Source organism: Chryseobacterium sp. Bi04 (assembly GCF_918698085.1).
Classification (GTDB): domain Bacteria; phylum Bacteroidota; class Bacteroidia; order Flavobacteriales; family Weeksellaceae; genus Chryseobacterium.
The window spans coordinates 149,409-170,749 of record NZ_CAKKLP010000001.1 but is presented as its reverse complement, the minus strand read 5'-3'; the positions used below and the strand labels follow the sequence as shown (position 1 = coordinate 170,749).

General features: G+C 37.3%; 20 protein-coding genes. 11 read left to right on the top strand and 9 right to left on the bottom strand.

Features of this window, described 5'->3' with window-relative positions; genetic code table 11:
* Nucleotides 1-77: 77 nt before the first annotated feature.
* From LQV47_RS00765 to LQV47_RS00730, 8 genes are all read left to right on the top strand, one after another.
* A complete protein-coding gene (locus tag LQV47_RS00765; protein ID WP_230032730.1) occupies nucleotides 78-3,119 on the top strand; it encodes a reprolysin-like metallopeptidase in 3,042 nt (1,013 codons plus the stop codon).
* Between the two features lie 135 nt (nucleotides 3,120-3,254).
* On the top strand, nucleotides 3,255-5,372 hold the full coding sequence (gene scpA, locus LQV47_RS00760) for a methylmalonyl-CoA mutase (RefSeq protein WP_230032728.1): 2,118 nt from the start codon (nucleotides 3,255-3,257) through the stop codon (nucleotides 5,370-5,372).
* Between the two features lie 55 nt (nucleotides 5,373-5,427).
* Nucleotides 5,428-5,928 (top strand): hypothetical protein, encoded by a 501-nt coding sequence (locus LQV47_RS00755; RefSeq protein ID WP_230032727.1) that lies wholly within the window; start codon nucleotides 5,428-5,430, stop codon nucleotides 5,926-5,928.
* Nucleotides 5,929-6,382: 454 nt separating this feature from the next.
* The gene (locus LQV47_RS00750; RefSeq protein ID WP_230032726.1) at nucleotides 6,383-7,138 is read left to right on the top strand and encodes a hypothetical protein; all 756 of its coding nucleotides are present in this window, start codon (nucleotides 6,383-6,385) and stop codon (nucleotides 7,136-7,138) included.
* 10 nt (nucleotides 7,139-7,148) lie between these two features.
* Nucleotides 7,149-8,540, top strand: coding sequence for an RtcB family protein (locus LQV47_RS00745; protein WP_230032724.1), 1,392 nt, complete (start codon nucleotides 7,149-7,151; stop codon nucleotides 8,538-8,540).
* A 78-nt stretch (nucleotides 8,541-8,618) separates the two neighbouring features.
* Entirely contained in the window at nucleotides 8,619-9,317 is a 699-nt protein-coding gene (gene prfH, locus LQV47_RS00740) for a peptide chain release factor H (protein WP_230032723.1), read from the top strand.
* Complete coding sequence (locus tag LQV47_RS00735; RefSeq protein ID WP_230032721.1) at nucleotides 9,304-9,483, top strand: hypothetical protein; 180 nt, start codon at nucleotides 9,304-9,306, stop codon at nucleotides 9,481-9,483. The genes prfH and LQV47_RS00735 overlap by 14 nt, the downstream gene beginning before the upstream one ends.
* A 218-nt stretch (nucleotides 9,484-9,701) precedes the next feature.
* The gene (locus LQV47_RS00730; protein WP_230032719.1) at nucleotides 9,702-12,281 is read left to right on the top strand and encodes a T9SS-dependent M36 family metallopeptidase; all 2,580 of its coding nucleotides are present in this window, start codon (nucleotides 9,702-9,704) and stop codon (nucleotides 12,279-12,281) included.
* A gap of 125 nt (nucleotides 12,282-12,406) precedes the next feature.
* On the opposite strand, the gene LQV47_RS00725 is transcribed toward LQV47_RS00730, so the two are convergent.
* Nucleotides 12,407-12,694: a c-type cytochrome gene (locus LQV47_RS00725; RefSeq protein ID WP_230032717.1), complete on the bottom strand. Its 288-nt coding sequence runs from the start codon at nucleotides 12,692-12,694 to the stop codon at nucleotides 12,407-12,409.
* 21 nt (nucleotides 12,695-12,715) lie between these two features.
* The gene (locus LQV47_RS00720; RefSeq protein WP_230032715.1) at nucleotides 12,716-13,003 is read right to left on the bottom strand and encodes a cytochrome c; all 288 of its coding nucleotides are present in this window, start codon (nucleotides 13,001-13,003) and stop codon (nucleotides 12,716-12,718) included.
* Nucleotides 13,004-13,197: 194 nt separating this feature from the next.
* Here LQV47_RS00720 and meaB point away from each other — a divergent pair, with 194 nt between their 5' ends.
* Nucleotides 13,198-14,184, top strand: a complete 987-nt coding sequence (gene meaB, locus LQV47_RS00715; RefSeq protein ID WP_230032714.1) for a methylmalonyl Co-A mutase-associated GTPase MeaB — start codon at nucleotides 13,198-13,200, stop codon at nucleotides 14,182-14,184.
* A gap of 3 nt (nucleotides 14,185-14,187) precedes the next feature.
* Here the strand turns inward: meaB and LQV47_RS00710 are convergent, their stop codons facing one another.
* On the bottom strand, nucleotides 14,188-14,733 hold the full coding sequence (locus LQV47_RS00710) for a DUF4251 domain-containing protein (RefSeq protein WP_230032713.1): 546 nt from the start codon (nucleotides 14,731-14,733) through the stop codon (nucleotides 14,188-14,190).
* 107 nt (nucleotides 14,734-14,840) lie between these two features.
* On the opposite strand from LQV47_RS00710, the gene LQV47_RS00705 reads away from it, so the two are divergent.
* Together LQV47_RS00705 and LQV47_RS00700 are read left to right on the top strand one after the other, a co-directional pair.
* Nucleotides 14,841-15,647: a M48 family metallopeptidase gene (locus tag LQV47_RS00705; RefSeq protein ID WP_230032711.1), complete on the top strand. Its 807-nt coding sequence runs from the start codon at nucleotides 14,841-14,843 to the stop codon at nucleotides 15,645-15,647.
* An 89-nt stretch (nucleotides 15,648-15,736) separates the two neighbouring features.
* Nucleotides 15,737-16,051, top strand: coding sequence for a hypothetical protein (locus tag LQV47_RS00700; RefSeq protein WP_230032709.1), 315 nt, complete (start codon nucleotides 15,737-15,739; stop codon nucleotides 16,049-16,051).
* A gap of 38 nt (nucleotides 16,052-16,089) precedes the next feature.
* On the opposite strand, the gene LQV47_RS00695 is transcribed toward LQV47_RS00700, so the two are convergent.
* The 6 genes from LQV47_RS00695 to LQV47_RS00670 all read right to left on the bottom strand — a co-directional run bounded on the left by LQV47_RS00695 (nucleotide 16,090) and on the right by LQV47_RS00670 (nucleotide 21,288).
* Nucleotides 16,090-16,701, bottom strand: coding sequence for an outer membrane beta-barrel protein (locus LQV47_RS00695; protein WP_230032707.1), 612 nt, complete (start codon nucleotides 16,699-16,701; stop codon nucleotides 16,090-16,092).
* A complete protein-coding gene (locus LQV47_RS00690) occupies nucleotides 16,685-17,500 on the bottom strand; it encodes an ATP-binding cassette domain-containing protein (RefSeq protein WP_084087006.1) in 816 nt (271 codons plus the stop codon). The genes LQV47_RS00695 and LQV47_RS00690 overlap by 17 nt, the downstream gene beginning before the upstream one ends.
* Nucleotides 17,500-18,252: an ABC transporter permease gene (locus tag LQV47_RS00685; RefSeq protein ID WP_230032705.1), complete on the bottom strand. Its 753-nt coding sequence runs from the start codon at nucleotides 18,250-18,252 to the stop codon at nucleotides 17,500-17,502. Before LQV47_RS00685 ends, LQV47_RS00690 begins: the two co-directional genes overlap by 1 nt.
* A gap of 102 nt (nucleotides 18,253-18,354) precedes the next feature.
* Nucleotides 18,355-19,725, bottom strand: coding sequence for an exopolysaccharide biosynthesis polyprenyl glycosylphosphotransferase (locus LQV47_RS00680; protein WP_230032703.1), 1,371 nt, complete (start codon nucleotides 19,723-19,725; stop codon nucleotides 18,355-18,357).
* 40 nt (nucleotides 19,726-19,765) lie between these two features.
* A complete protein-coding gene (locus LQV47_RS00675; protein ID WP_230032681.1) occupies nucleotides 19,766-20,395 on the bottom strand; it encodes a 7-carboxy-7-deazaguanine synthase QueE in 630 nt (209 codons plus the stop codon).
* Between the two features lie 8 nt (nucleotides 20,396-20,403).
* Nucleotides 20,404-21,288 carry a bifunctional 5,10-methylenetetrahydrofolate dehydrogenase/5,10-methenyltetrahydrofolate cyclohydrolase gene (locus LQV47_RS00670; protein WP_209803902.1) on the bottom strand — a complete coding sequence of 295 codons (885 nt, stop codon included), beginning with the start codon at nucleotides 21,286-21,288 and terminating at the stop codon, nucleotides 20,404-20,406.
* Between the last annotated feature and the right edge of the window lie 53 nt (nucleotides 21,289-21,341).

Below are 21,341 nucleotides of genomic sequence, written 5' to 3'. Positions count from 1 at the left end.
CGATGTTACCTTAGTTGTAATTAGTATTTTTACGATGGATATTTAAAGTTTACTAATTTTTATTCAATTAAGTAATTATGAAAAAAAGAATTTTACTAGTTTGTGCACTAGCAGCTGGGCTGTCCAGTTTTAATGCACAGAGGTGGACGCCTGCATCACAAAGAACGTCCGAAATCAGAAAAGAAGTAGAGGTTCAACATTCTTATAGACTAGATTTACAGTCTCTTAGGAATGTTTTAAAAGATGCTGTAGAAACAGGAAAAGGAGCTCAGGCAGTGATTGTTTCTCTTCCTACAGCAGAAGGGAAAATCGAAAAATTTGCTGTATACAGTGATCCTGTAATGGAGAAGTCTCTGGCAGACAGATACCAGTTAGGGTCTTATATGGGAGTAGGGGTAGACGATCCGTCTAAATATTTAAGATTCAGTACCTCTCCAACGGAAATGCAGTCCATGATTATTAAAGATGGAAAATTCCAGTTTATTGAGCCTATTACTACAGATAAACAGGTATATGGAGTTTTCTACAAAACAAAGAGAACGGAAGGAGAGCACGGATTTGAATGTACAACAGAAGAGAAAAGCATTAAAGATATAAAGTCATTAGAAGCCTACGGTAGAAATACTCTGTCTAATATTAATGCAGGAAATACTAACAGACCAGCCAGTACAAAGTTCAGAACTTACAGATTGGCTTTAGCAGTTACAGGTGAATACACCCAAAAATTTGATCCAAATGGGGGAACTGCTAATACAGTAGCGCAAATGAATGCTACAATGAATCGCGTAAATGGTATTTTTCAGAAAGATTTTGGAATAAAGTTAATTATTCAGGATCTTCCTAATATCATATATACAAATCCTGCTACAGATTTTTATACACCTCCAGTAACACAAAATGATCCTTCATTGAATTTACAATTACAAAGAATGCTGACTCTAGAGGTAGGAAATGCCAACTATGATATGGGGCATGTATTCAATGCAGCAGGAGGTAACGGTAATGCAGGAGGTATAGGAACAACATGTAATAACCCTGCAAATACAAACTCTTTAGCAAAAGGTTCTGCTTTTACTCAAATGGCAAACCCAACTGGAGATGCTTTTGATATTGATTATGTAGCTCATGAAATGGGACACCAGCTAGGGGCAAACCATACATTCTCACACAACTCAGAAGGATCGGGAGTAAACATAGAACCAGGTGGTGGTACTACCATCATGGGATATGCCGGAATTACAGGAGATAATGTACAGAACTTTACGGATGCCTATTTCCATTATTCCTCTGTGAACCAGGTGTTAAACAAGCTGGATAGCAAGACAACATGCGGGGTATGGCAGGATATAACAACCAATACAGCTCCGGTAATTTCACCTCTTACTGCTTATAATATTCCTAAAGGTACTGCTTATTATCTGGATGCTGCAGCTACAGATGCTGATCCTATTAAATATACATGGGAACAGTATGACAGTGCTGATTCTTACCATTCAATATCCGGTGACAGTGGCTGGGGATATAATTCTCAGGGAGCATTGACAAGATCTTATTTTGGAACAGCTAGTGGAAGAAGATATTTTCCAAGCCTTCCTATAGTAATGTCAGGAAAGCTAACAGATAAAACAAAATGGGAAACCGTTTCTTATATTCCAAGAACTCTTAAGTATGCAGTAACTGTTAGGGATGAAAATGCTACTCCAATGTTAGTGTCGGCGGAAACTACGGTTAATGTTAAAGATGATGGTCCTTTCAAGTTTAAAGGTCTTACTGAAGCTACAGTCTTATACAATAATGCTGCTAATACAATTTCATGGGATGTAGTGAATACTAACGCTGCACCATACAACGTAGCTAACGTAAAAATAGAATACACAACGGATCTTGTAAACGGATCATCATGGACAGAGCTTGTAGCTTCTACTCCTAATACAGGAAGTTATACTGGCCAAATCCCTTCTGGTGTTACAGGTCCTATTAAATTAAAAATTTCTGCAATTGGAAATATATTCTATGCAGTATCTCCAAAAGTTACTATTGGTACTGCACCAACATCAACTACAGATGCGCCAACAGGAGTATCTGCCATTGCTGCGGATATATTGAAAAACACGGCTGTTGTAGGCTGGAATAGTGTTCCTGGTGCTACCTATTCTATTAATTATAGAAAAGCAGGAGTTACCAACTGGACAAATACTACGAGCCCTACTAATTCTGTATTGCTAAGCGCTCTTGAAGATGAAACTAATTATGAAGTACAGGTTGCTGCTGTAGTAAATTCTGTTCCAGGAACATTTTCTTCTAACTATACCTTTAAAACTAAAGGATTAAGAACAGGAGCAGATTATTGCTTAATGAGCACTGGTGGAAATAGTTTTGCCAACTATGCACTTAACAGTGGTTTAGCTAAATTAAACGTAGCTAATTTGGCTTACCTAGATGCAACTTATAAGAGTATTTTCAGAACTTATTTAGATTTCAGTGAAGATGCAACCAAAGTGATTAACCTTACCCAGGGAACGCAATACACATTGTCTTACATTGGTATAGGTAACGAAATCGCAGATGATAACTATCCTGACAACGTAGAAGTTTGGATCGATTACAACAGGAATGGTGTTTTCGAAAATACAGAGAAGATTGGATCTAATAGTGCTACTCCTGACGCTAACTCACTGCACGCAGGAACAATGACGTTTACTGTTCCGGGTGATACCTATTCAGGGGATAAAACTTTAAGAATGAGAGTAGCAAATACCTCTTTTGTTACTGCTAGTGGACCATGTAGTAGCCCGTCTTACCTGGAAGGAGGAGGAATCTATTCAGTTGGTTCATTCAAAGATTTCCCGGTTAAAATTGCAGGTAACCTGGCAGTAGGTGAAGTAAACAATACAAAAACATCTGAAGTATCTATCTATCCTAACCCTGCTGATACCTTTGTAGAAGTGAAAAACCTTAAAGGTAAAGCGGATTACAAAATCTATTCTGCGGACGGTAGATTGGTTCAGGAAGGTAAGATTGAAGGAAGAATCAACGTTGCTTCATTAATTAAAGGAATGTATGTAGTGACAATCAAAGACGAGAAAAATACGTACAATACGAAGCTTATCAAAAAATAAACAAAACGTATATCAACATAGACCGGGCATTTGTCCGGTCTTTTTTTGTGGCTAAGTTTTAGATCAATAGAATGTTAACAGAAGTTTTGTGTTTCATTCAAAAAAATTAACTTTACGCAGACAAAAATTATTGGAATGCGAAAGACAATTTCTGTGAAAAAGCCGGATTTTAATGTATTGCCTCAGGAAAGAGAAATATACAATTTTGAAAAAGACGGATTGGAGCTTAAGTCATCTTATGAAAAAAAAGATGTAAAAGATGAATCTTTAACACAGACTTCTCCGGGAATTGAACCTTTTCTGAGAGGCCCGTATTCCACGATGTACGTTCAGAAACCATGGACAGTCCGACAATATGCAGGATTTTCCACAGCAGAAGAATCCAATGCATTTTACAGAAGAAACCTGGCTGCAGGGCAAAAAGGACTGTCGGTTGCTTTTGACCTTGCCACCCACAGAGGATATGATTCCGATCATGCAAGAGTAGTAGGTGATGTAGGAAAAGCAGGAGTTGCCATAGACTCTGTGGAAGATATGAAAATCCTCTTCAACGAAATTCCTTTGGATCAGATCTCTGTTTCCATGACGATGAATGGGGCGGTGCTTCCTATTCTGTCTTTTTATATCGTTGCAGCAGAAGAGCAGGGTGTAAAACAGGAACTCCTTTCAGGAACTATTCAGAATGATATCCTGAAAGAATTTATGGTGAGAAATACCTATATCTACCCGCCGGCACCTTCCATGAAGATTATTGCTGATATCTTTGAATATACTTCACAAAATATACCCAAATTTAACTCGATATCCATTTCGGGATACCACATGCAGGAAGCCGGGGCTACTCCGGTACTGGAAATGGCATATACCCTTGCAGACGGTCTAGAATATGTACGAACGGGGATTAAAGCCGGCATGAATGTAGATGATTTTGCACCACGATTGTCATTTTTCTGGGCAATCGGGATGAATCATTTTATGGAAATTGCTAAAATGAGAGCGGCAAGATATATCTGGGCTACGCTTTTAAAGCAGTTTAATCCTCAGAATCCAAAATCTTTAGCCTTAAGAACCCATTCACAAACTTCCGGATGGTCTCTGACAGAGCAGGAACCTTTTAACAATATTACAAGAACAGCTATTGAAGCATTGTCTTCAGCGTTAGGGGGAACACAGTCCCTGCATACCAATGCATTGGATGAGGCTATTGCTTTGCCTACAGACTATTCAGCGAAAATTGCCAGAAATACACAGATCATCCTTCAGCAGGAAAGTGGAATTTGTGATGTGGTAGATCCTATGGGAGGAAGTAATCTTGTAGAAAGCCTTACTCAGCAGATGATAGAAGAAGCGATGAGGTATATTGATGAGGTAGAGCAGGAAGGAGGAATGACTAAGGCCATTGAAGCCGGAATTCCCAAAATGAGAATTGAAGAGGCTGCTGCAAAAAAGCAGGCTAAGATTGATAGTGGGGAAGAATTCATTATTGGTGTCAATTCATTCAAATCCTCATTGAAACAGGATGGAATAGAGATCCTGGATATTAATAACACAGAAGTTCGCAGAAAGCAGATCGAAAGATTGAATACCATCAAAGCAGAAAGAAACGCTGAAAATGTTGAACAGATTTTAAATGATATCCGTGAAAGCGCTAAAACAGGCAAAGGAAACCTATTGGCTTTGTGCATCGAAGCGGCAAAAAGAAGAGTTACTCTTGGCGAAATGAGTGATGCCATGGAGGAAACCTTCGGAAGATATAAAGCAAATATTAAAACAATCTCTGGTGTATATGCTATGAATGCCGGTAAAAACGAATATTTTGAAAAAGCCCTTGCCCTTACTCAGAAATTTGAAGAAGAAGAAGGCCGCCGTCCGAGAATTATGGTAGCCAAAATGGGCCAGGATGGGCACGATAGAGGAGCAAAAGTAGTGGCTACAGCATTTGCAGACATGGGGTTTGACGTTGATGTTGCTCCATTGTTTCAGACTCCGGAAGAAGTGGCAAAACAAGCCATTGAAAACGATATTCATATTCTGGGTGTATCTTCACTGGCTGCGGGACACAAAACATTGGTGCCACAGGTTGTAGAAGAGCTTTCGAAATTGGGAGCAGATGATATTACCATTGTGGTAGGAGGGGTTATTCCACAGCAGGATTATGAGTTCCTTTATGCCAATGGAGCCGATTTTATTTTCGGGCCGGGAACCAACCTTCCTAAATGTGCCGTGGAAATCTTAGAAAAATTTTTAAATTAACATTTTTTATAGAATAAGTGCACAGCTTTTGTATAGTTTAAGTGAAAATTTCATTATGGCTTATACAGTAGTTTCAGTATTTCCGGTGACTGTAGATACAGAGGAAATTAAAAAGAATTTAAAAGAAAAAGGTTTTGATGAAGCAAATATTATTGTTTCAAAATCTAAGGTAGAAAGTGGATTGTCTGCTGATCATTATCAGGAGGACGAACAAACAAAAGGATTTTTTGAATACGTTTTTGCCCACGATGCAGAAATGCTCGAGGCCTACCGCAAACACAGTATTGGCAGAAGCAATGTTATTGTGTATGCGGATGACCTTCAGCAGGCTAAGGTGGCTAAAACTGTTTTAAATGAAAATGGCGCGTTGGAAGTTTACCGTAAACCGTCAGAAGCCCGGGACACCATTCCTGAAGGCATGTCGGAAGAGGAATATAACGGGATCATTGCCAAAGCAAGACACAATATTTATTTCCTGGGGTCAGAAAGAGTCTACCATTCCAATGAAGTTAAAGGAATGGAGGATGAGATGGACAGCTTAGGATCAAAAGATTAATCTCCCTATAAAGGAAAACCTGGATATAAAATATTCAGGCTTTTTTATTAAAAAAAATTGAATATTCAGAAAAATTAATATATTTGCACCTGAAAATCAAGTTTAACCATTAAAAAAACAACGAAGCAATGTTCAGAACAAAACAGAATTCTACACTTGGATTGCCACTTATCGTGGTAAGGCTTCGCGGTTTGGTATACTCATAGAATAACAGTACAATGAAATATCAGAACCCGAAGTCGTAAAGATTTCGGGTTTTTTATTGCGCAATATTTCAAACTCACGTTTCCCCGAAATCTTTTCAGTGTCATTAAGGACAGAATGAAAGAATCTCTATGATTCAGATTCATGATGTTTATTATCATAAAATCATTCAACTAAAATTTAAGTTGAAAAAACAGATACAGTACAAGTCATCATCTTTGATTTTGTATCAGATATCTGATGTCTTAAAATGGAAAATGATAACCTTCTGTTTTCTCGCCTTAGAAGCGCCAGAAGCAGGAAAAGAACAGTTAGAAAAGATGTAATAAAGCAGATAAGAAAAAAGTATAAACGTAGTGAAGAGCTTTGGAGTATAAAAATAAATATTCCATGGATTCCTCTAGAGAATCCTTATCAAAGAGGATTTATAAGATTCTTTGTCGTTAGGGAGGATGTAATGAGATCCAAAGACGGAGAGCTTTTTGAAGGGATTTTGAAGAAAATCAATACCTCTATGTTTTCCGAAAGCCGGCAGTTTCTTAAGAAGAAGAGAAAATTCGGTAAAAGAATATATGTAGAAAAAGAGCAGAAGCTTAAACGTGTTTCTTCCTGGTCCTGGAATGATCCAAAATTTGGACTCACTGTACAAGAGCGGCAATATTTTCTGAAATACGAAGAATATTGTCCTTATCGGAAATGCAACGAAGTGTACTACGAATTTATCGAGCCATGGAGGTTTATCTTAAGAGTAAGACCCCATATGATTACCCACTATAAGCCTATAGACTTTGAACTGGAAAAAGAATATGCGGAGTTGGAATCTTATGTAAAGCATCATAAAATTGCCGGAATTGTCCAGAAAACAATCTATGGCAAATCAAATTCATGGAGAACGAAAAAAGAAGACTTACATCTTATCAAAAGCAGGAAATATATTGCCTGCAGAATGTCTGCAACAGAGATTGCAGAAAGCTTTATGGACGATATAGGTCCTGCTATTATTTAAAACAAAAACAATGGGAAATTTAAAACTAAAAGGAAAAGATATATTAAAACTGGGCTATCCAAATAATCAAAGTGTCAATGTGGCTTTGGAAGTCATGAAAAGAAATTTTGCCACCAAAAATATCCACCATGTGAAATCTCTTTTAAAGGAAATACTGGTACATCCGGAAAATTTTGAAAAAGATCTGACCTTTGGACAGATTGCAGAGAGCCTGCTTTCATCCAAAAAAACAGAAAAAAGAATGCTGAATGCCCAGCGCGCTTCTTTTCAGATCTTCGGGAGCAATATTTCGGAAGAAGCAAAAAACCAGCTGTATACTGCTTTAAAACTGCCGGTATCAGTTCAGGGAGCTTTAATGCCCGATGCACACAGTGGCTATGGTCTTCCGATCGGGGGAGTTCTTGCGGTAGAAAACGCAGTAATTCCTTATGGAGTTGGGATGGATATCGGCTGTAGGATGAGCCTTAGTATTTTGGATACACCGGTGTCATATCTTAATGGAGCACGAGATAAATATGAAAAGGCTCTTGCAGAACACACAAAATTTGGAATGTATGAAACCCATAAATCCCATATAGACCACGAAATCTTTGATAGAGATACCTTTGATCATATTCCAATTCTTAGAAGGTTAAAGGGTAAAGCCATTAAACAAATGGGATCCTCAGGGGGAGGAAATCATTTCGTGGAATTTGGAGAAGTGGAAATTACAGCGGAGGATGAACAGATCGGATTACCAAAAGGAAAATATCTGGGAATCCTCTCTCATAGTGGTTCCAGAGGGTTAGGGGCAGAGATTGCCCAGTATTATTCAAGAGTGGCTGTGGAACAGTGTCCGCTGCCAAAAGAAGCCCAACAATTTGCCTGGCTGGACCTTAGTACCCATCTTGGATTAGAATACTGGACCGCCATGAATCTCGCAGGAGACTACGCCTCGGCCTGTCATGATGATATTCACCGGAGATTGGTGAAAGCTGTAGGCGGAAGAGTAAAAGCCAGAATTGAAAACCATCACAACTTTGCCTGGAAGGAAATTCATCATGGTAAAGAAATGATTGTTCACAGAAAAGGGGCAACTCCAGCCAATGAAAATGAACTGGGAATGATTCCCGGGTCTATGACGGCAAAAGGATTTATTGTTCGTGGAAAAGGAAACCCGGATGCCCTGAATTCTGCATCACACGGGGCAGGAAGAGCCCACTCCAGAGGAGCATGCAGAAGTCTTTTCACCCAGAATGACATTAAAAAGGAACTGAAACTGAAGAATGTTACTTTAATGGGTGGTAATGCTGAAGAAGCACCAATGGCTTATAAAGACATCAATGAGGTGATGAACGCACAAAGTGAACTGGTGGATATTTTAGGAACATTCCAACCAAGAATCGTGAGAATGGACCGATAATTAAGCTTATGGTTTATAGCTGACAGTTGAGAAAACTTGACTGTTAGCTGTAAACCAACAGCTTTCAATAAATAAACAATGGAAAAATTAATACAAATAACTTCAGGAAGAGGACCTTTAGAATGCCAGTGGGTAGTTGCTAAAGTATTGAAAATCTTTCTTGAAGAAATAAAGCAACATACAATAGACTATGAAATTATTCATCGTGAAAACGGTGATGAAAACCTGACCCTAAAATCGGTAACCCTGCTCTTAAAAGGAAAAGAAATTAATAATTTTTTGAAAGGCTGGTTAGGAAGTATCTGCTGGATGGGGAAAAGTACATTCAGAAAACTGCATAAAAGAAGCAATTGGTTTATTGGAATTTTTGAACTGGAAAACCTTGGAAAAATTGACTTCAATGAAAAAGATATCCAGTTTCAGACAACAAGAAGCCAGGGAAGTGGCGGTCAGAATGTAAACAAAGTGAATACAGCTGTTCGTGCTACCCATATGCCGACAGGACAAGCCGTATTTGTACAGGATTCACGTTCACAGCTGGAAAATAAAAAACGGTCAGTCCTTAGGTTAAAAGAAAAGGTAATGGGAGTGTATATTCAGGAGCTGGAAAGAAGAGTACAGGAGACATGGACTCAGCATCTTCAGGTACAGCGCGGAAATCCTGTCCGCATATTTTCCGGGATAGACTTTAAGAAAAATTATAAGGATACCTCTTTCAAAAAAGAAAGAAATACTCTAAAAAATGAACTGAAAAATTATAAAAATGACCTTAACTAAAAGTAAATATTATTTTGAAGCGTTAGACTATTTTCCATACAATCTTTCTGAATGTATGGAAGCTCTGAACTATGCGCTTAGAAGTATGGTTGAAATGATAGAAGACAAAGAGAAATTGATTAAAAGTAAAATGCCTAAAACCAGATTGCCGGGAAAGAATGATTAACTTATAAACTCTTTACAATTAGAAGGATAAGCTTTCAGTAATAGAAATTGTTTTTAATATTGAAAGTTAATTTTATAATGCAAAATCTTTTGAATGGTTAAATAAAAAAACTAAAAGATTGGAAAACACACAATAAGTTTGCATTTTTGATTTTTTAATAATGTTTTTTAGTTTTTTGTGCTTATGTTATTTAGATTTGATGTTTTAAAAACAAAAACATGAATAAAAAACTATTTTTGATGCCAATTTCAATGGCGGTGTTTTTTGCTTTTGGCAGTATACATGCTCAAAATTCTACAAAACAAATTCAGGACTATTATCAAAAAAGTGGGCAATTGGCTCAAAAAAACTCCAGTCAGGAGAAGATTGGAGTCATTATACTCAATGAAGATGTTTCCGAAAGTTTAAGGGCCAATATTGTAAATGTACAACAAACCTATAATGGGCTGAGGATTTATAATGCTTTGGGGAAAGTTATCATTAAAGAAGGTAAAATTATCTCTGAAAAAAATGATTTCAGCAGAAATCTGGTTGTAGCTAAACAGGGTAAAGTACAGGAGAGGTTCAGAGAAGAAGCTCTACAGCAGAAGCTTGGATTAGAGAAGATTTCCAAAGTAGATTATCTGGCCGATGTATACTTTGAAAAAAACAATGTATACATCCTTTCAAAAGAATTATTTGTTTCGGATAAGAATTCTCCGAATGTCTGGCATGTGATCGCTGATGCCAGTACCGGTGAAATACTGAGTAAAAATAATATGACACTCAGTTGCGATTTTGAAGATAATTCTAATATACATCAAAAATCTGATGAGAGATTAAATCTTTTGGAGCACTTACCAGCAGATGTTGAAGAAAATACGCCAACTGCAACAGCCAATTTGCTGTTGCCCACTGATGCTTCCTATAATGTTTTTCCGCTTCCGGTAGAAGCTCCCACATTTGGTGCCCGTGCGGTTGTTAACAATCCCTGGAACTTGACGGCATCTCCTGAAGGATGGCACTCCGATGGAGTAAACAGTTATACCAACACCAGAGGTAATAATGTGTATGCTTATTCCGACCAGGATAATGCTAATGTTCCGGGATATTCTCCCGATGGAGGAAGTGGACTGAATTTCAATTTTCCTTTTGCAGATGGCAGATATGATAATCCTTTCGCTTACAGAGATGCAGCCATCACCAATTTATTCTATATGAATAATATGATGCATGATATATTCTATAAATTTGGATTTACAGAAGCAGCAAGAAATTATCAGACCAATAATTTTGGAAAAGGAGGAATGCAGGGAGATGTGGTAAGAGCTGAGGCTTTTGATGGTAGTGGGCTTAATAACGCGAATTTTAACCCAGGATACGAAACTGTCATTTCAGGACAGGCCTATCTTGCTGCCCCTAGAATGCAAATGTATCTCTATGATAGGGCACAGACTGATACCGATTTTATCATAAGATATCAATATAATTCTCCTGCATCTGTTGTGAGTAGACCTAAAGTAATAACAGGGCCGGCTTCGTTTGGTACACTTTTGTTCGGTGGACAAACCGTAACTGGTGATTTGGTTATTTCTACACCGGAGGATGCTTGTACAGCATTGGTTGCAGGGAGTATGACTGGTAAAATTGGAGTGGCAAAAAGAGGTACTTGTACCTTTAAAACTAAAGTGAAAAAAATGCAGGAAGCAGGAGCAATCGGTGCTGTTATTTACGATCCTGTCAATGCTAATCCAATAGCGATGGGAGATGATGAAGCTGTTACAGGAGTTACCATTCCTTCTATTATGCTGGGTAAAACTGAAGGGGAGTATCTTGCCGGTCAGGTGAATGGAGGAACAACAATTAATATGAGTTTAAATTTTGATTATAATGGATTTAAGCATTCAAGTTTTGATAATGGAATTGTTGCTCATGAATATGGACATGGTATTTCAAATAGATTAACAGGGCAAGGATATAGTTGTCTAAATTCTGCTGAACAGATGGGTGAAGGATGGTCTGATTATTTTGCTTTAATGTTGACCACCAGACCGGGAGATACCTCCACTCTGGCAAGAGGTATGGGAACATACGTTAGAGGACAGGATACTTCAGGAGTAGGAATCAGACCAGCGAAATATTCTCCGGATTTTTCTGTAAACGATTATACCTACGCAAAAACAAACACTGCAATTATTCCTCATGGAATAGGATTTATTTGGGCAACCATGTTATGGGATCTTACATGGAAGTATATTGAAAAGTATGGGTATAACAGTGATGTGATGGCCAGCCCAGCCTCAGGAAATGCCAAGGCGTTACAGATCGTAATGGATGGTCTTAAGTTGCAGGCATGTAATCCTTCATTTATAGATGGAAGAAATGCAATTCTTCAGGCTGATGCAGTAGGAAATGCAGGAGCCGATAAATGTATGATCTGGAATGCGTTTGCCAAAAGAGGACTCGGGGTAAATGCTTCTGCCGGAAGTAATACTCTGGCCAATGACCAAGTAGAAGACTTTACGGTTCCTGCGGAATGCAACACTGCTTTGGCGACTCAGGAAACTAAAGCAGCAGATAACAAACTGATTATATTCCCTAATCCGACTTATGATGAGTTCTTTGTAGGAAATATAGATAAGTCATCTAAAGAAGTTAAGATTAAAATGTTTGACATGTCCGGAAAACTGGTATTTTCCGATTCCAGAGAATCTGCATCGAAAAAAGCTGTTTCTACAAAAGGCCTCCAGAAAGGGATATATATGGTTTATATTCAGCAGGGAGATAAATCTCAGACTGAAAAACTTATTGTAAGATAAAAGTTATCTTTCCAGAATAATAAAAAAGGCCGTTTCATCACAAGTGGAATTGGCCTTTTTATCTTTTCTTAACCTTCAATCTGAGAATAGTTGTTTTCAACTCCTTTATTGAATTAAGTGACAATTCATTTTTTATTTACGGAAATCAGATAATCATACACCATTTGATGCTGGTCATCATTCAGTTTAGCTTTCGGAGCCATCCTGCTTAAGGTTTTTATCCATCCCTCATTGTCGTGCTTTGTCGGTTCAGGTAACTGATGACACTTTGCACAGGAGTTTTCAAAAATTGTTTTTCCCTGGGCCAGCTGTTCAGCTGAGGTATATTTAGGTCCCGTTACAGCCGTACTTTTAGGTCCACAGGACATCAAAAGTGCCGAAGCTGCAATACCACTTAAAATCATTTTTTTCATAGCCATATTTTTGTTTGGTGATTATTTTTTCACAGAAATGATATAATCGTAAACCCATTGGTGTTGATCATCATTTAACTTTGCTTTTGGGGCCATAGAATTCATAATGCCTACCCATTGTACAGGATTGTGAGACGTGGGATCAGGTAATTTATGACATTTTGCACATGAATTTTCAAAAATCGTTTTCCCCTCGGCAATTTGTTCTGCTGTTGAGGTTGAAGATCCGGCAGTAGCCGTAGCCGCTTTTGGTGTACAAGAAGCCCATAAAATGGAAGTAAATGACGCCACAGCGATGAGTTTTTTCATATTTCTTTTTTTGATACATAACAAATGTAATAAATTCTATAAGCCCATGATAAGGCGTGTTGCTGTTTTAATTTAGAAGAAATAAAAATTAAAACAGACAGGAAATAGGTATTGATAAAATGATACCTCGTTTCTGCTTGATCATTGCCCATTAATTATTGGCTATTCCCATTTAATTAATTATTTTTGAACCAATGAAATTTTCTACAGAAGACTTAATAGAAGGAATACAATCAGGAAACAAACGCCTGATTGCAAAAGCTATTACCCTGGTTGAAAGTAAAAAGGCAGAACATAGAGTGCAGGCAGAAGAACTTCTGAAAAAGATAATGCCTCTTACAGGAAAGTCTGTTAGAGTAGGGGTTACAGGAGTGCCTGGTGCCGGGAAGTCTACTTTTATTGAAAATTTCGGGAGATTGGTTATCGCTGAGGGTAAAAAAGTTGCTGTCTTAGCCATTGATCCTAGTTCCTCTATTAACAAAGGAAGTATTTTGGGAGATAAAACCCGGATGGAAGAGCTTGCAAAAGAAGAAAATGCTTTCATCCGTCCTTCCCCAAGCTCTGGATTCTTAGGAGGAGTTGCCAATACAACTTTTGAAACGATGATGATCTGCGAAGCTGCAGGTTACGATTACATATTGATTGAAACTGTTGGAGTAGGACAATCTGAAGTATTGGTTGCAGATATTACAGATGTTTTTCTGTTTCTTAAAATTATCGGCGGAGGAGATGAGCTTCAGGGAATAAAACGGGGGATCATGGAAATGGTAGATCTTATCTTTATTAATAAAGTAGATCAGGATAATTTTCAGAAAGCCAAAAATACCAGATTAGAATTAAAAAGAGCTTTGGATTTTATTCCTCCTAAAGAAAAGGATTGGAAAATCCCTGTTTTGCTGGGGTCTGCTCTGCATAACGAAGGATTAAAAGAAATATACGATACCATTACTGAATTTATTGATCTGAAGAAAAAAAGTGGACGGTTTGAAGAAATCCGCATCCTTCAGGCTGAAAAACGATTCGAATATTGGGTTCAGGAATATATTTTAGCTCTGATGAAAAAGAATGAGGCTATGGAAGAAGCTTATACTATGCACAAAAAAAATGCTTCAGAGATGGTTTCAAGTCCAAGCACTGAAGCAAAGTTATTTGTAGAAATGTTTTTATCTAAAGAAAAATAAAGACTAGTTTTCCTTATCTTTTTTTATCTCAGTTTTTCCAATATATCCATCGTAGGTTATCGGCTGTCTGTCATTGCTTCCTATAGAAACAAATGCTTTGCCATTTTTAAAGATCTCAATATTGATTTCGTTAACATTACTTACGTCATTAGGCTTGATCTTTAGCACCCATTTTCCTTTTTTAGTTTGTGATTTCTTTACGGTAAAATCTTTTGAAGTAAACCGGTAACTATTTTGATCGGGATTTCCGTAATTAGGGCTAAATGCTCTTCCAAAATAAGGAAGAACGACTACCATATTATTTTTACTGAGATCAATCGTGTAATCCCCATTCAGATTCAGCATTCTTGTAGCTGTGGAATTCGGCATTGAATTCATAATGTTGATCACATCATAGTTTGTAGCATTTGCCCTTTGTGCATAGAATGTAAACTCCTGTGAATCTACTAAAGTTTCTACTGTTTTTGGATCTGCTGAACCTTGAGAAGCACAGTTCTGAAAAAAGAACAACAGTCCAAAAGCAAATAAGAAAGAAATAAACTTTTTCATGATCGAATTAAATTATTAATTTTAAATAGCAAAATGTATGCAAATATATTTTTTTCATACTGTTTTGGAATAAAAATTGTTAAGGTTGAATTATTAACACTCAAACTATGAAAGTTACACATCTATTTGGAATAGGAGCTATTGCTCTGTCGGCTGTTGCCTGTACCACGAACCCGATTACCGGGAGATCATCGTTACAGTTGGCCAACAACTCGGAAATTTTAACAATGTCTGCACAGGAATACAGAACGACATTGTCTAAAGGTAAAGTGATTACCGGTACGGCAGATGCAAAGAAAGTAGCCAATGTTGGAAGTAGAATTAAAAACGCAGCGGAGAGATATTACCAGAGCATTGGAAGATCAGCAGATCTTGCCAATTATAACTGGGAATTTAATCTTTTGCAGAGTAGTGAGTTGAATGCATGGTGTATGCCAGGAGGTAAAGTAGCTGTTTATACAGGGATCTTGCCGGTAACGAAAGATGATAACGGACTTGCTGTAGTAATGGGGCACGAAGTTTCCCACGCATTGGCAGGACACGGAAATGAAAGAATTTCTCAGGCTATGGTAGCTCAATACGGAGGCGCTATTTTAGGAGGAACAATTTCCAATGCACAATGGGCAGGTGTTTTCGAAAAGGTATATCCTATCGGATCCCAGGTTGCTTTATTGAAATATGGAAGAGGTCAGGAGTCTGAGGCCGATGAAATGGGACTTTACCTGATGTCTATGGCAGGATATGATCCTAGAGCTGCTATCCCATTCTGGAATAGAATGGAAGCCTCAGCTTCAGGAAACAGACAGCCGGAATTCCTATCTACCCACCCGAATCCGGAAACCAGAATTTCAGATATTAATAAGGATCTTCCTAAAGCTTTAGAGTATTATAAGGCTGCAGGAGGGAAAATATAATCATATAGAATTTTAATCTTGAGTAAGCCTTATTAAATTTTTAGTAAATTTGGTAAGGCTTTTTTAATTAACCACCTAAACACAATATTATGAAGAGTTTATCAATTACCGGACTTATACTTTTAGCTGTTTCCGCATTACTTTTTTATTTAACTACTGATTTTGCCGTAGAGCAGATTAAAATTTCCCATATTATGGGGGTAATGGCAGGGGTTGGAATAGGATTGATCATTGGAGGGATGGTAGGCTATCTAAGTAAAGGAAGTGCTATAAAGGCAGAGCAAAAGAAAAAAGAATTCAAGCAGCTGCAAAAGGATAAAGAAGACCTTGAAAAACAGGCTGCTGAGATTGCTAAAAGACAGGCTGAGCTTGAAGAAAATCAAAATAAAAATCCTCAAATATAAAATTTGAGGATTTACAAGTTGTTATTTTCGATAGTTGATTAAAATTTATACCCTAAACCTACCATAAATAAGTTAGGTCTGTTGCCATATCTGATTTCAGATCCTGAAACCTTATTGATGAAATTTCTTTCATCCTTACTGAATGCTCCTTCATATCTTGCATTGACAATCAGTTTTTTGATTTCAAGCTGTGCTCCAAACTGGTATCCTACTGTAAAATCATTTTTGGAATTTTCTTTGAAGTCATTATAAGTATTATCCTTGCTCAAATTGAAACTTCCTACCGGACCTACAAATACCCCCAGCATATTTCCTAAAAGATTATAACCTAAAAGAACAGGAACGTCTACACGGTTGCTTTTTACATCAAAAGTTGTGTTCTCTGTCGTGAACTCATTTTTGAAGTGTGTATAATAGATTTCGGGCATTACAAATAATGACGTAGGCAGACCTACTTTTAGGGAAAGTCCCACATTGAAACCTACATTATTTTTTCCTGTTCCTTCAATAGCATCATTCACCGTTCCTTTGATGTTTGACCATGAAGGAGAGCCTGTAGGAAATATTAAATTGGCTTTACCAGCCAGTGAAATCTGTGCTGAAGCCCACATTGAAAACCCTATTAATGCTATACTAAGTACCTTTTTCATTATCGTCTATTTTTGTATTTGTATTTTCAATTGTTTTATTATTTTCAAGCAAATATTCTCGCAGCTCTTTAAACAGTTCTGAAGAATAAACGAAATCGATCAGATTTTTATTGCCTGCAGTGATCAGGATATCTTTATTTCCTTCCCACTCTTTGATCCCTAATCTCAGGTATACAATTTTCTCGCCAATCGTCATTACAGAGTTCATATCGTGTGTATTGATGATGGTTGTTGTATTATATTCCTTGGTGATTTCATAGAGAAGATCATCAATGATCTTGGAAGTATATGGATCTAACCCCGAATTGGGTTCGTCACAGAATAAATATTTGGGATTGTTGACAATAGCTCTTGCAATGGCTACCCTTTTCTGCATTCCCCCTGAAATTTCAGATGGATATTTTTTATCAGCTTTATCAAGATGAACCCTGCCTATTACCTCAAAAACCCTTTTCTTTTTCTCTCTATACGTAAGATTGGTAAACATATCCAATGGAAACATAATATTCTCTTCTACAGTTAAAGAATCAAATAAGGCACTTCCCTGGAATACCGTTCCAATTTCAGAACGGAGATGTTGCTTTTCGTCTCTTGTCATGGTATTGACATTCCTTCCGTCAAATAAGATTTCCCCGGATGACGGCATATAAACATTCAACAGACTTTTAAGAAAAACTGTTTTCCCGGAGCCACTTTGCCCAATGATTAAGTTTACCTTTCCTTTATCAAATGACGTTGAAATTCCCTTAAGTACTTCAACATCTCCAAAACTTTTCTTAAGATCTTTTACCTCAATCATTAGCTTAATATTAATTGGGTTAAAATTAATTCCGAAATGATAATGAATACCATTGTCCATACCACAGCCTGTGTGCTGGCTCTACCTACTTCCAGAGATCCACCTTTCACATTATATCCGAAGTAAGAAGGAACGGTAGCAATGATGAAAGCAAAAACTATGGTTTTGCTAAATGCATAGTATATAAAGAGATTAGGCATATACATTTGAATTCCGATAATATAGTCGTTTTCTGTCCAGTTTCCTGTTAAGATCCCTGCAATATATCCTCCGCCAATACCAAATACGATACTGATGGCGATAAGAAGGGGATTAAAAAGCATACAGGCAATAATTTTAGGAAGAATTAAAAAATTAGGTGAATTAACTCCCATAATGTCCAACGCATCAATTTGCTCGGAAACCCTCATTGTCCCAATACTGGAGGCGATATAAGAACCTACCTTGCCTGCCAGAATTAAACTGATAATAGTAGGTGCAAACTCTAAAACAAGTACTGCCTTTGTGGCATACCCTACAAAGGATGGAGGAATAGGGAACGAAGATGCATCGAAGTTGTTGAACATCTGAATGGCAACTACTGCCCCTACGAATATAGAAGTGAAGATCACAAGGCCAAAAGAATTGACCCCTAAATCATTAATTTCTCTCATGAACAGCTTCCAGAAAACCTTCATTTTCTGAGGTTTCTGCAAGGATTTACCCAGTAGAATCATGTATTCGCCTACTGCTGTGAAAAACTTTTTTAACATAGCGCTAAATTAGACTTTTTTATTGAATTGGGCTAAGGTTGATACCAAGACTGGAGCCCGGATAAGTGTTAAAATTAAAACTTTTTTATTATGCTGTAAGCCTTATTTTGCATTTTTGTCACCACCTATAACCAATAATACAGTTTTTAAAATAATAACCATATCCAATACGAAACTCCAGTTTCTGACATAGAATGCATCTGCCAGAACCCGCTTTTTCATTTCTACTTCCACATCTCCGAAATCACCCCGCAGACCGCTTACCTGCGCAAGACCTGTAATTCCCGGATTCACCATACTTCTTAAGCTGTATCTTCCGATTTTTGGTTTATAATAATTATCTACAGCCAGCATATGAGGACGTGGACCCACCACAGACATTTCTCCCTTCAATACATTAATGAACTGTGGAAGCTCATCCAGACTGGTTTTTCTCAGAAACTTACCGATTTTAGTGATTCTCGAATCATTTTCCCGGGTCGTGCGGGTAGCAGATTCGTCATTAGGAACCATAGTCCTGAACTTTAAACAATTAAAGACTTCTTCATGGAAGCCATATCTTTTCTGTATAAAGAAAACCGGCCCCTTAGAAGTGGCTTTTATTAAAATAGCAATAATAGGAAATGCCCAGGAGCAGAATAAACCTAGTATAATTATGGAAAAAGCAATATCAAAGGTTCTTTTCACCAGGAAATTAGAGTAATAATCTAATGGATATCTTGCCTGGTTAAGAACGGGCTGGGTCTGGATATATCCGAGATCATAAAGAAAAAAGTCACTTTGTGTTATACTCGGAATCAATGAGATATGTACCTTATGGTCTTCTGCCAGTTTGAAAATTTTTGTCTCCGTATTTTCGTTAAATGAATTTTCTGTAGATAAAAATAAGGTATGTATTCCATTTTTTTTCCAGAAACTAACGAGTTCATCTGTATTTATATCTGCATATTCATATTCAAATATCCGGTATCCATAATCTTTTCTGGCCTCAAATATATTTTTTAGAATGCCTGTAGAATCGTTGTTTCCAAGAAACATTACATTTCTATAGTTGATCCCCAGTGAACGGAAATATTTAATGGTAAAATAAATGATCGATTTTGCCAGAAAAATAAAAGCCAAAAGGTAAAACGAAAGCCAGTAGATGTCTGAATTGAAAAAAACATTTTTACTTACTTTCCCAATAAGCAGAACCCCCAGTATAAAAAAAAGGAAATGGATGAAAAGCCGTTCAAGGAAAAGGGTATAGGTCAGATTCCTTGGAATATTGTAAATTTTTGTCCTACCGCTTAAAAGCACCCAGAACAAAAATAACAAAATCAGAGAAAAAATATTCTGATACCAGGTTTCCTTATGGTATTTTAAACTTTCGTTTCTGCTTATAAAAAAAAATATAAAAATAGATGCAATAACCATAAGGTCAAGCAAAATAATAATCGATTTCAGGTATCTAGAGTATCGAATTCTCTGCATCTAATGATTTTAACAGAATGGCTAGCTAATTTACGTATTTTTACGGAATATTCAGGTATTTATGGGTCTGAACAGAGGCCTGCCATTCCGGGTGCTCCAGAATGAAATCTGTAATTTTAGGATACATATCATTTCTTTTGCTCCATTCGCTTTGAAGGTATAGCCTGCACTGGTCAGAAACTTTTGCAGCCTGTTCTTCAGCAAATTTAAAGTCGTTGTTATTGAAAATGATGACTTTAAGCTCATGAGCCTTTTGATAAATTTCTTCTTTTGGGAGCCCTGTTTTCTTTGGAGAAAGAGTAATCCAATCCAAATGCCCGCTCATAGGATATGCTCCTGAAGTTTCAATATGAATGGTACATCCTAATTCCTTTAGTTTGGAGGTAAGGATCTCCAAGTTCCACATTAGGGGTTCTCCTCCTGTAAGAACAACTGTTTTGCAGTGTTTAGCCGCTGTTTCTGCAATCTCTGTGGCATTCATCAGAGGATGAAGCTCAGGATCCCAGCTTTCTTTTACATCACACCAGTGGCATCCTACGTCACAGCCTCCCAACCTGATAAAATAGGCGGCTTTCCCAGTATGGGCACCTTCGCCCTGTAAAGTGTAAAAATGCTCCATTACAGGGAGCATTTTACCTTCTTTTAATAAAATATCTTCTTCTTTATTCATTTTTAAAATTAGTCGTTATAGACCGAAGTTTTGTAAGCAATAATGGTGTTTTTCATTAACATTGCTCTTGTCATAGGGCCTACTCCTCCAGGTACCGGAGTGATCCAGCTTGCCTTAGCAGCACAGCTGTCAAAATCTACATCACCTGCCAGATAATATCCTTTTGGAGAATCATCATCTACTCTTGTAATTCCTACATCAACAATAACAGCACCATCTTTGATCATTTCTCCTTTTAAGAAATGTGGATCTCCCAAAGCGGTGATCACAATGTCTGCTTTTTTAGTATACTCTTCAATATCTTTCGTGTAAGAGTGGGTAAGGGTAACCGTAGAGTTTCCAGGGAAATCTTTTCTTCCCATTAGAATACTCATTGGTCTTCCCACAATTTTACTTCTTCCGATAATTACACAGTCTTTTCCTTTAGTTTCAATATTGTATCTCTCCAGTAATGTTAAGATTCCGAAAGGGGTAGCCGGTAAGAAAGTATCCATTTCCAAAGCCATCTTTCCAAAGTTTTCAGGATGGAATCCGTCTACATCTTTTCTTGGGTCAATTGCATTGATAATTTTTTCCTGATCAACCTGGTCTGGTAAAGGTAGCTGAACGATAAATCCGTCTACTGCCTTAGATTTATTCAGTTCATCGATTTTTTCCAGCAATTCAGATTCAGAAACTGTACTTGGAAATTTAATTAAGCTGGATTGAAATCCCACTTCTTCGCAGTCTTTTACTTTAGCATTCACATAAGCCTTGCTTGCCCCGTTGTTTCCAACAAGAATTGCTACCAAGTGTGGTGCTCTTCTTTTGCTTTCAAGGATCTTGTCTACTTCAACCTTGATCTCTGCTTTTATTTCTTTGGATACTTTAAGTCCGTCAAGAATTTCTGCCATTTTTACTTTTTTTACTTTATTTAGATTTTATTGAATACAACGATATCCTGAAA

Coding starts and splice junctions, on each gene's coding strand:
- LQV47_RS00725 (WP_230032717.1), bottom strand. CDS start 12,694: ATGAAAAAAATGATTTTAAGTGGTATTGCAGCTTCGGCACTTTTGATG.
- prfH (WP_230032723.1), top strand. CDS start 8,619: ATGGAAAAATTAATACAAATAACTTCAGGAAGAGGACCTTTAGAATGC.
- LQV47_RS00765 (WP_230032730.1), top strand. CDS start 78: ATGAAAAAAAGAATTTTACTAGTTTGTGCACTAGCAGCTGGGCTGTCC.
- LQV47_RS00755 (WP_230032727.1), top strand. CDS start 5,428: ATGGCTTATACAGTAGTTTCAGTATTTCCGGTGACTGTAGATACAGAG.
- scpA (WP_230032728.1), top strand. CDS start 3,255: ATGCGAAAGACAATTTCTGTGAAAAAGCCGGATTTTAATGTATTGCCT.
- LQV47_RS00700 (WP_230032709.1), top strand. CDS start 15,737: ATGAAGAGTTTATCAATTACCGGACTTATACTTTTAGCTGTTTCCGCA.
- LQV47_RS00745 (WP_230032724.1), top strand. CDS start 7,149: ATGGGAAATTTAAAACTAAAAGGAAAAGATATATTAAAACTGGGCTAT.
- LQV47_RS00680 (WP_230032703.1), bottom strand. CDS start 19,725: ATGCAGAGAATTCGATACTCTAGATACCTGAAATCGATTATTATTTTG.
- LQV47_RS00710 (WP_230032713.1), bottom strand. CDS start 14,733: ATGAAAAAGTTTATTTCTTTCTTATTTGCTTTTGGACTGTTGTTCTTT.
- LQV47_RS00685 (WP_230032705.1), bottom strand. CDS start 18,252: ATGTTAAAAAAGTTTTTCACAGCAGTAGGCGAATACATGATTCTACTG.
- LQV47_RS00690 (WP_084087006.1), bottom strand. CDS start 17,500: ATGATTGAGGTAAAAGATCTTAAGAAAAGTTTTGGAGATGTTGAAGTA.
- LQV47_RS00675 (WP_230032681.1), bottom strand. CDS start 20,395: ATGAATAAAGAAGAAGATATTTTATTAAAAGAAGGTAAAATGCTCCCT.
- LQV47_RS00720 (WP_230032715.1), bottom strand. CDS start 13,003: ATGAAAAAACTCATCGCTGTGGCGTCATTTACTTCCATTTTATGGGCT.
- LQV47_RS00705 (WP_230032711.1), top strand. CDS start 14,841: ATGAAAGTTACACATCTATTTGGAATAGGAGCTATTGCTCTGTCGGCT.
- LQV47_RS00735 (WP_230032721.1), top strand. CDS start 9,304: ATGACCTTAACTAAAAGTAAATATTATTTTGAAGCGTTAGACTATTTT.
- LQV47_RS00670 (WP_209803902.1), bottom strand. CDS start 21,288: ATGGCAGAAATTCTTGACGGACTTAAAGTATCCAAAGAAATAAAAGCA.
- LQV47_RS00750 (WP_230032726.1), top strand. CDS start 6,383: ATGGAAAATGATAACCTTCTGTTTTCTCGCCTTAGAAGCGCCAGAAGC.
- meaB (WP_230032714.1), top strand. CDS start 13,198: ATGAAATTTTCTACAGAAGACTTAATAGAAGGAATACAATCAGGAAAC.
- LQV47_RS00730 (WP_230032719.1), top strand. CDS start 9,702: ATGAATAAAAAACTATTTTTGATGCCAATTTCAATGGCGGTGTTTTTT.
- LQV47_RS00695 (WP_230032707.1), bottom strand. CDS start 16,701: ATGAAAAAGGTACTTAGTATAGCATTAATAGGGTTTTCAATGTGGGCT.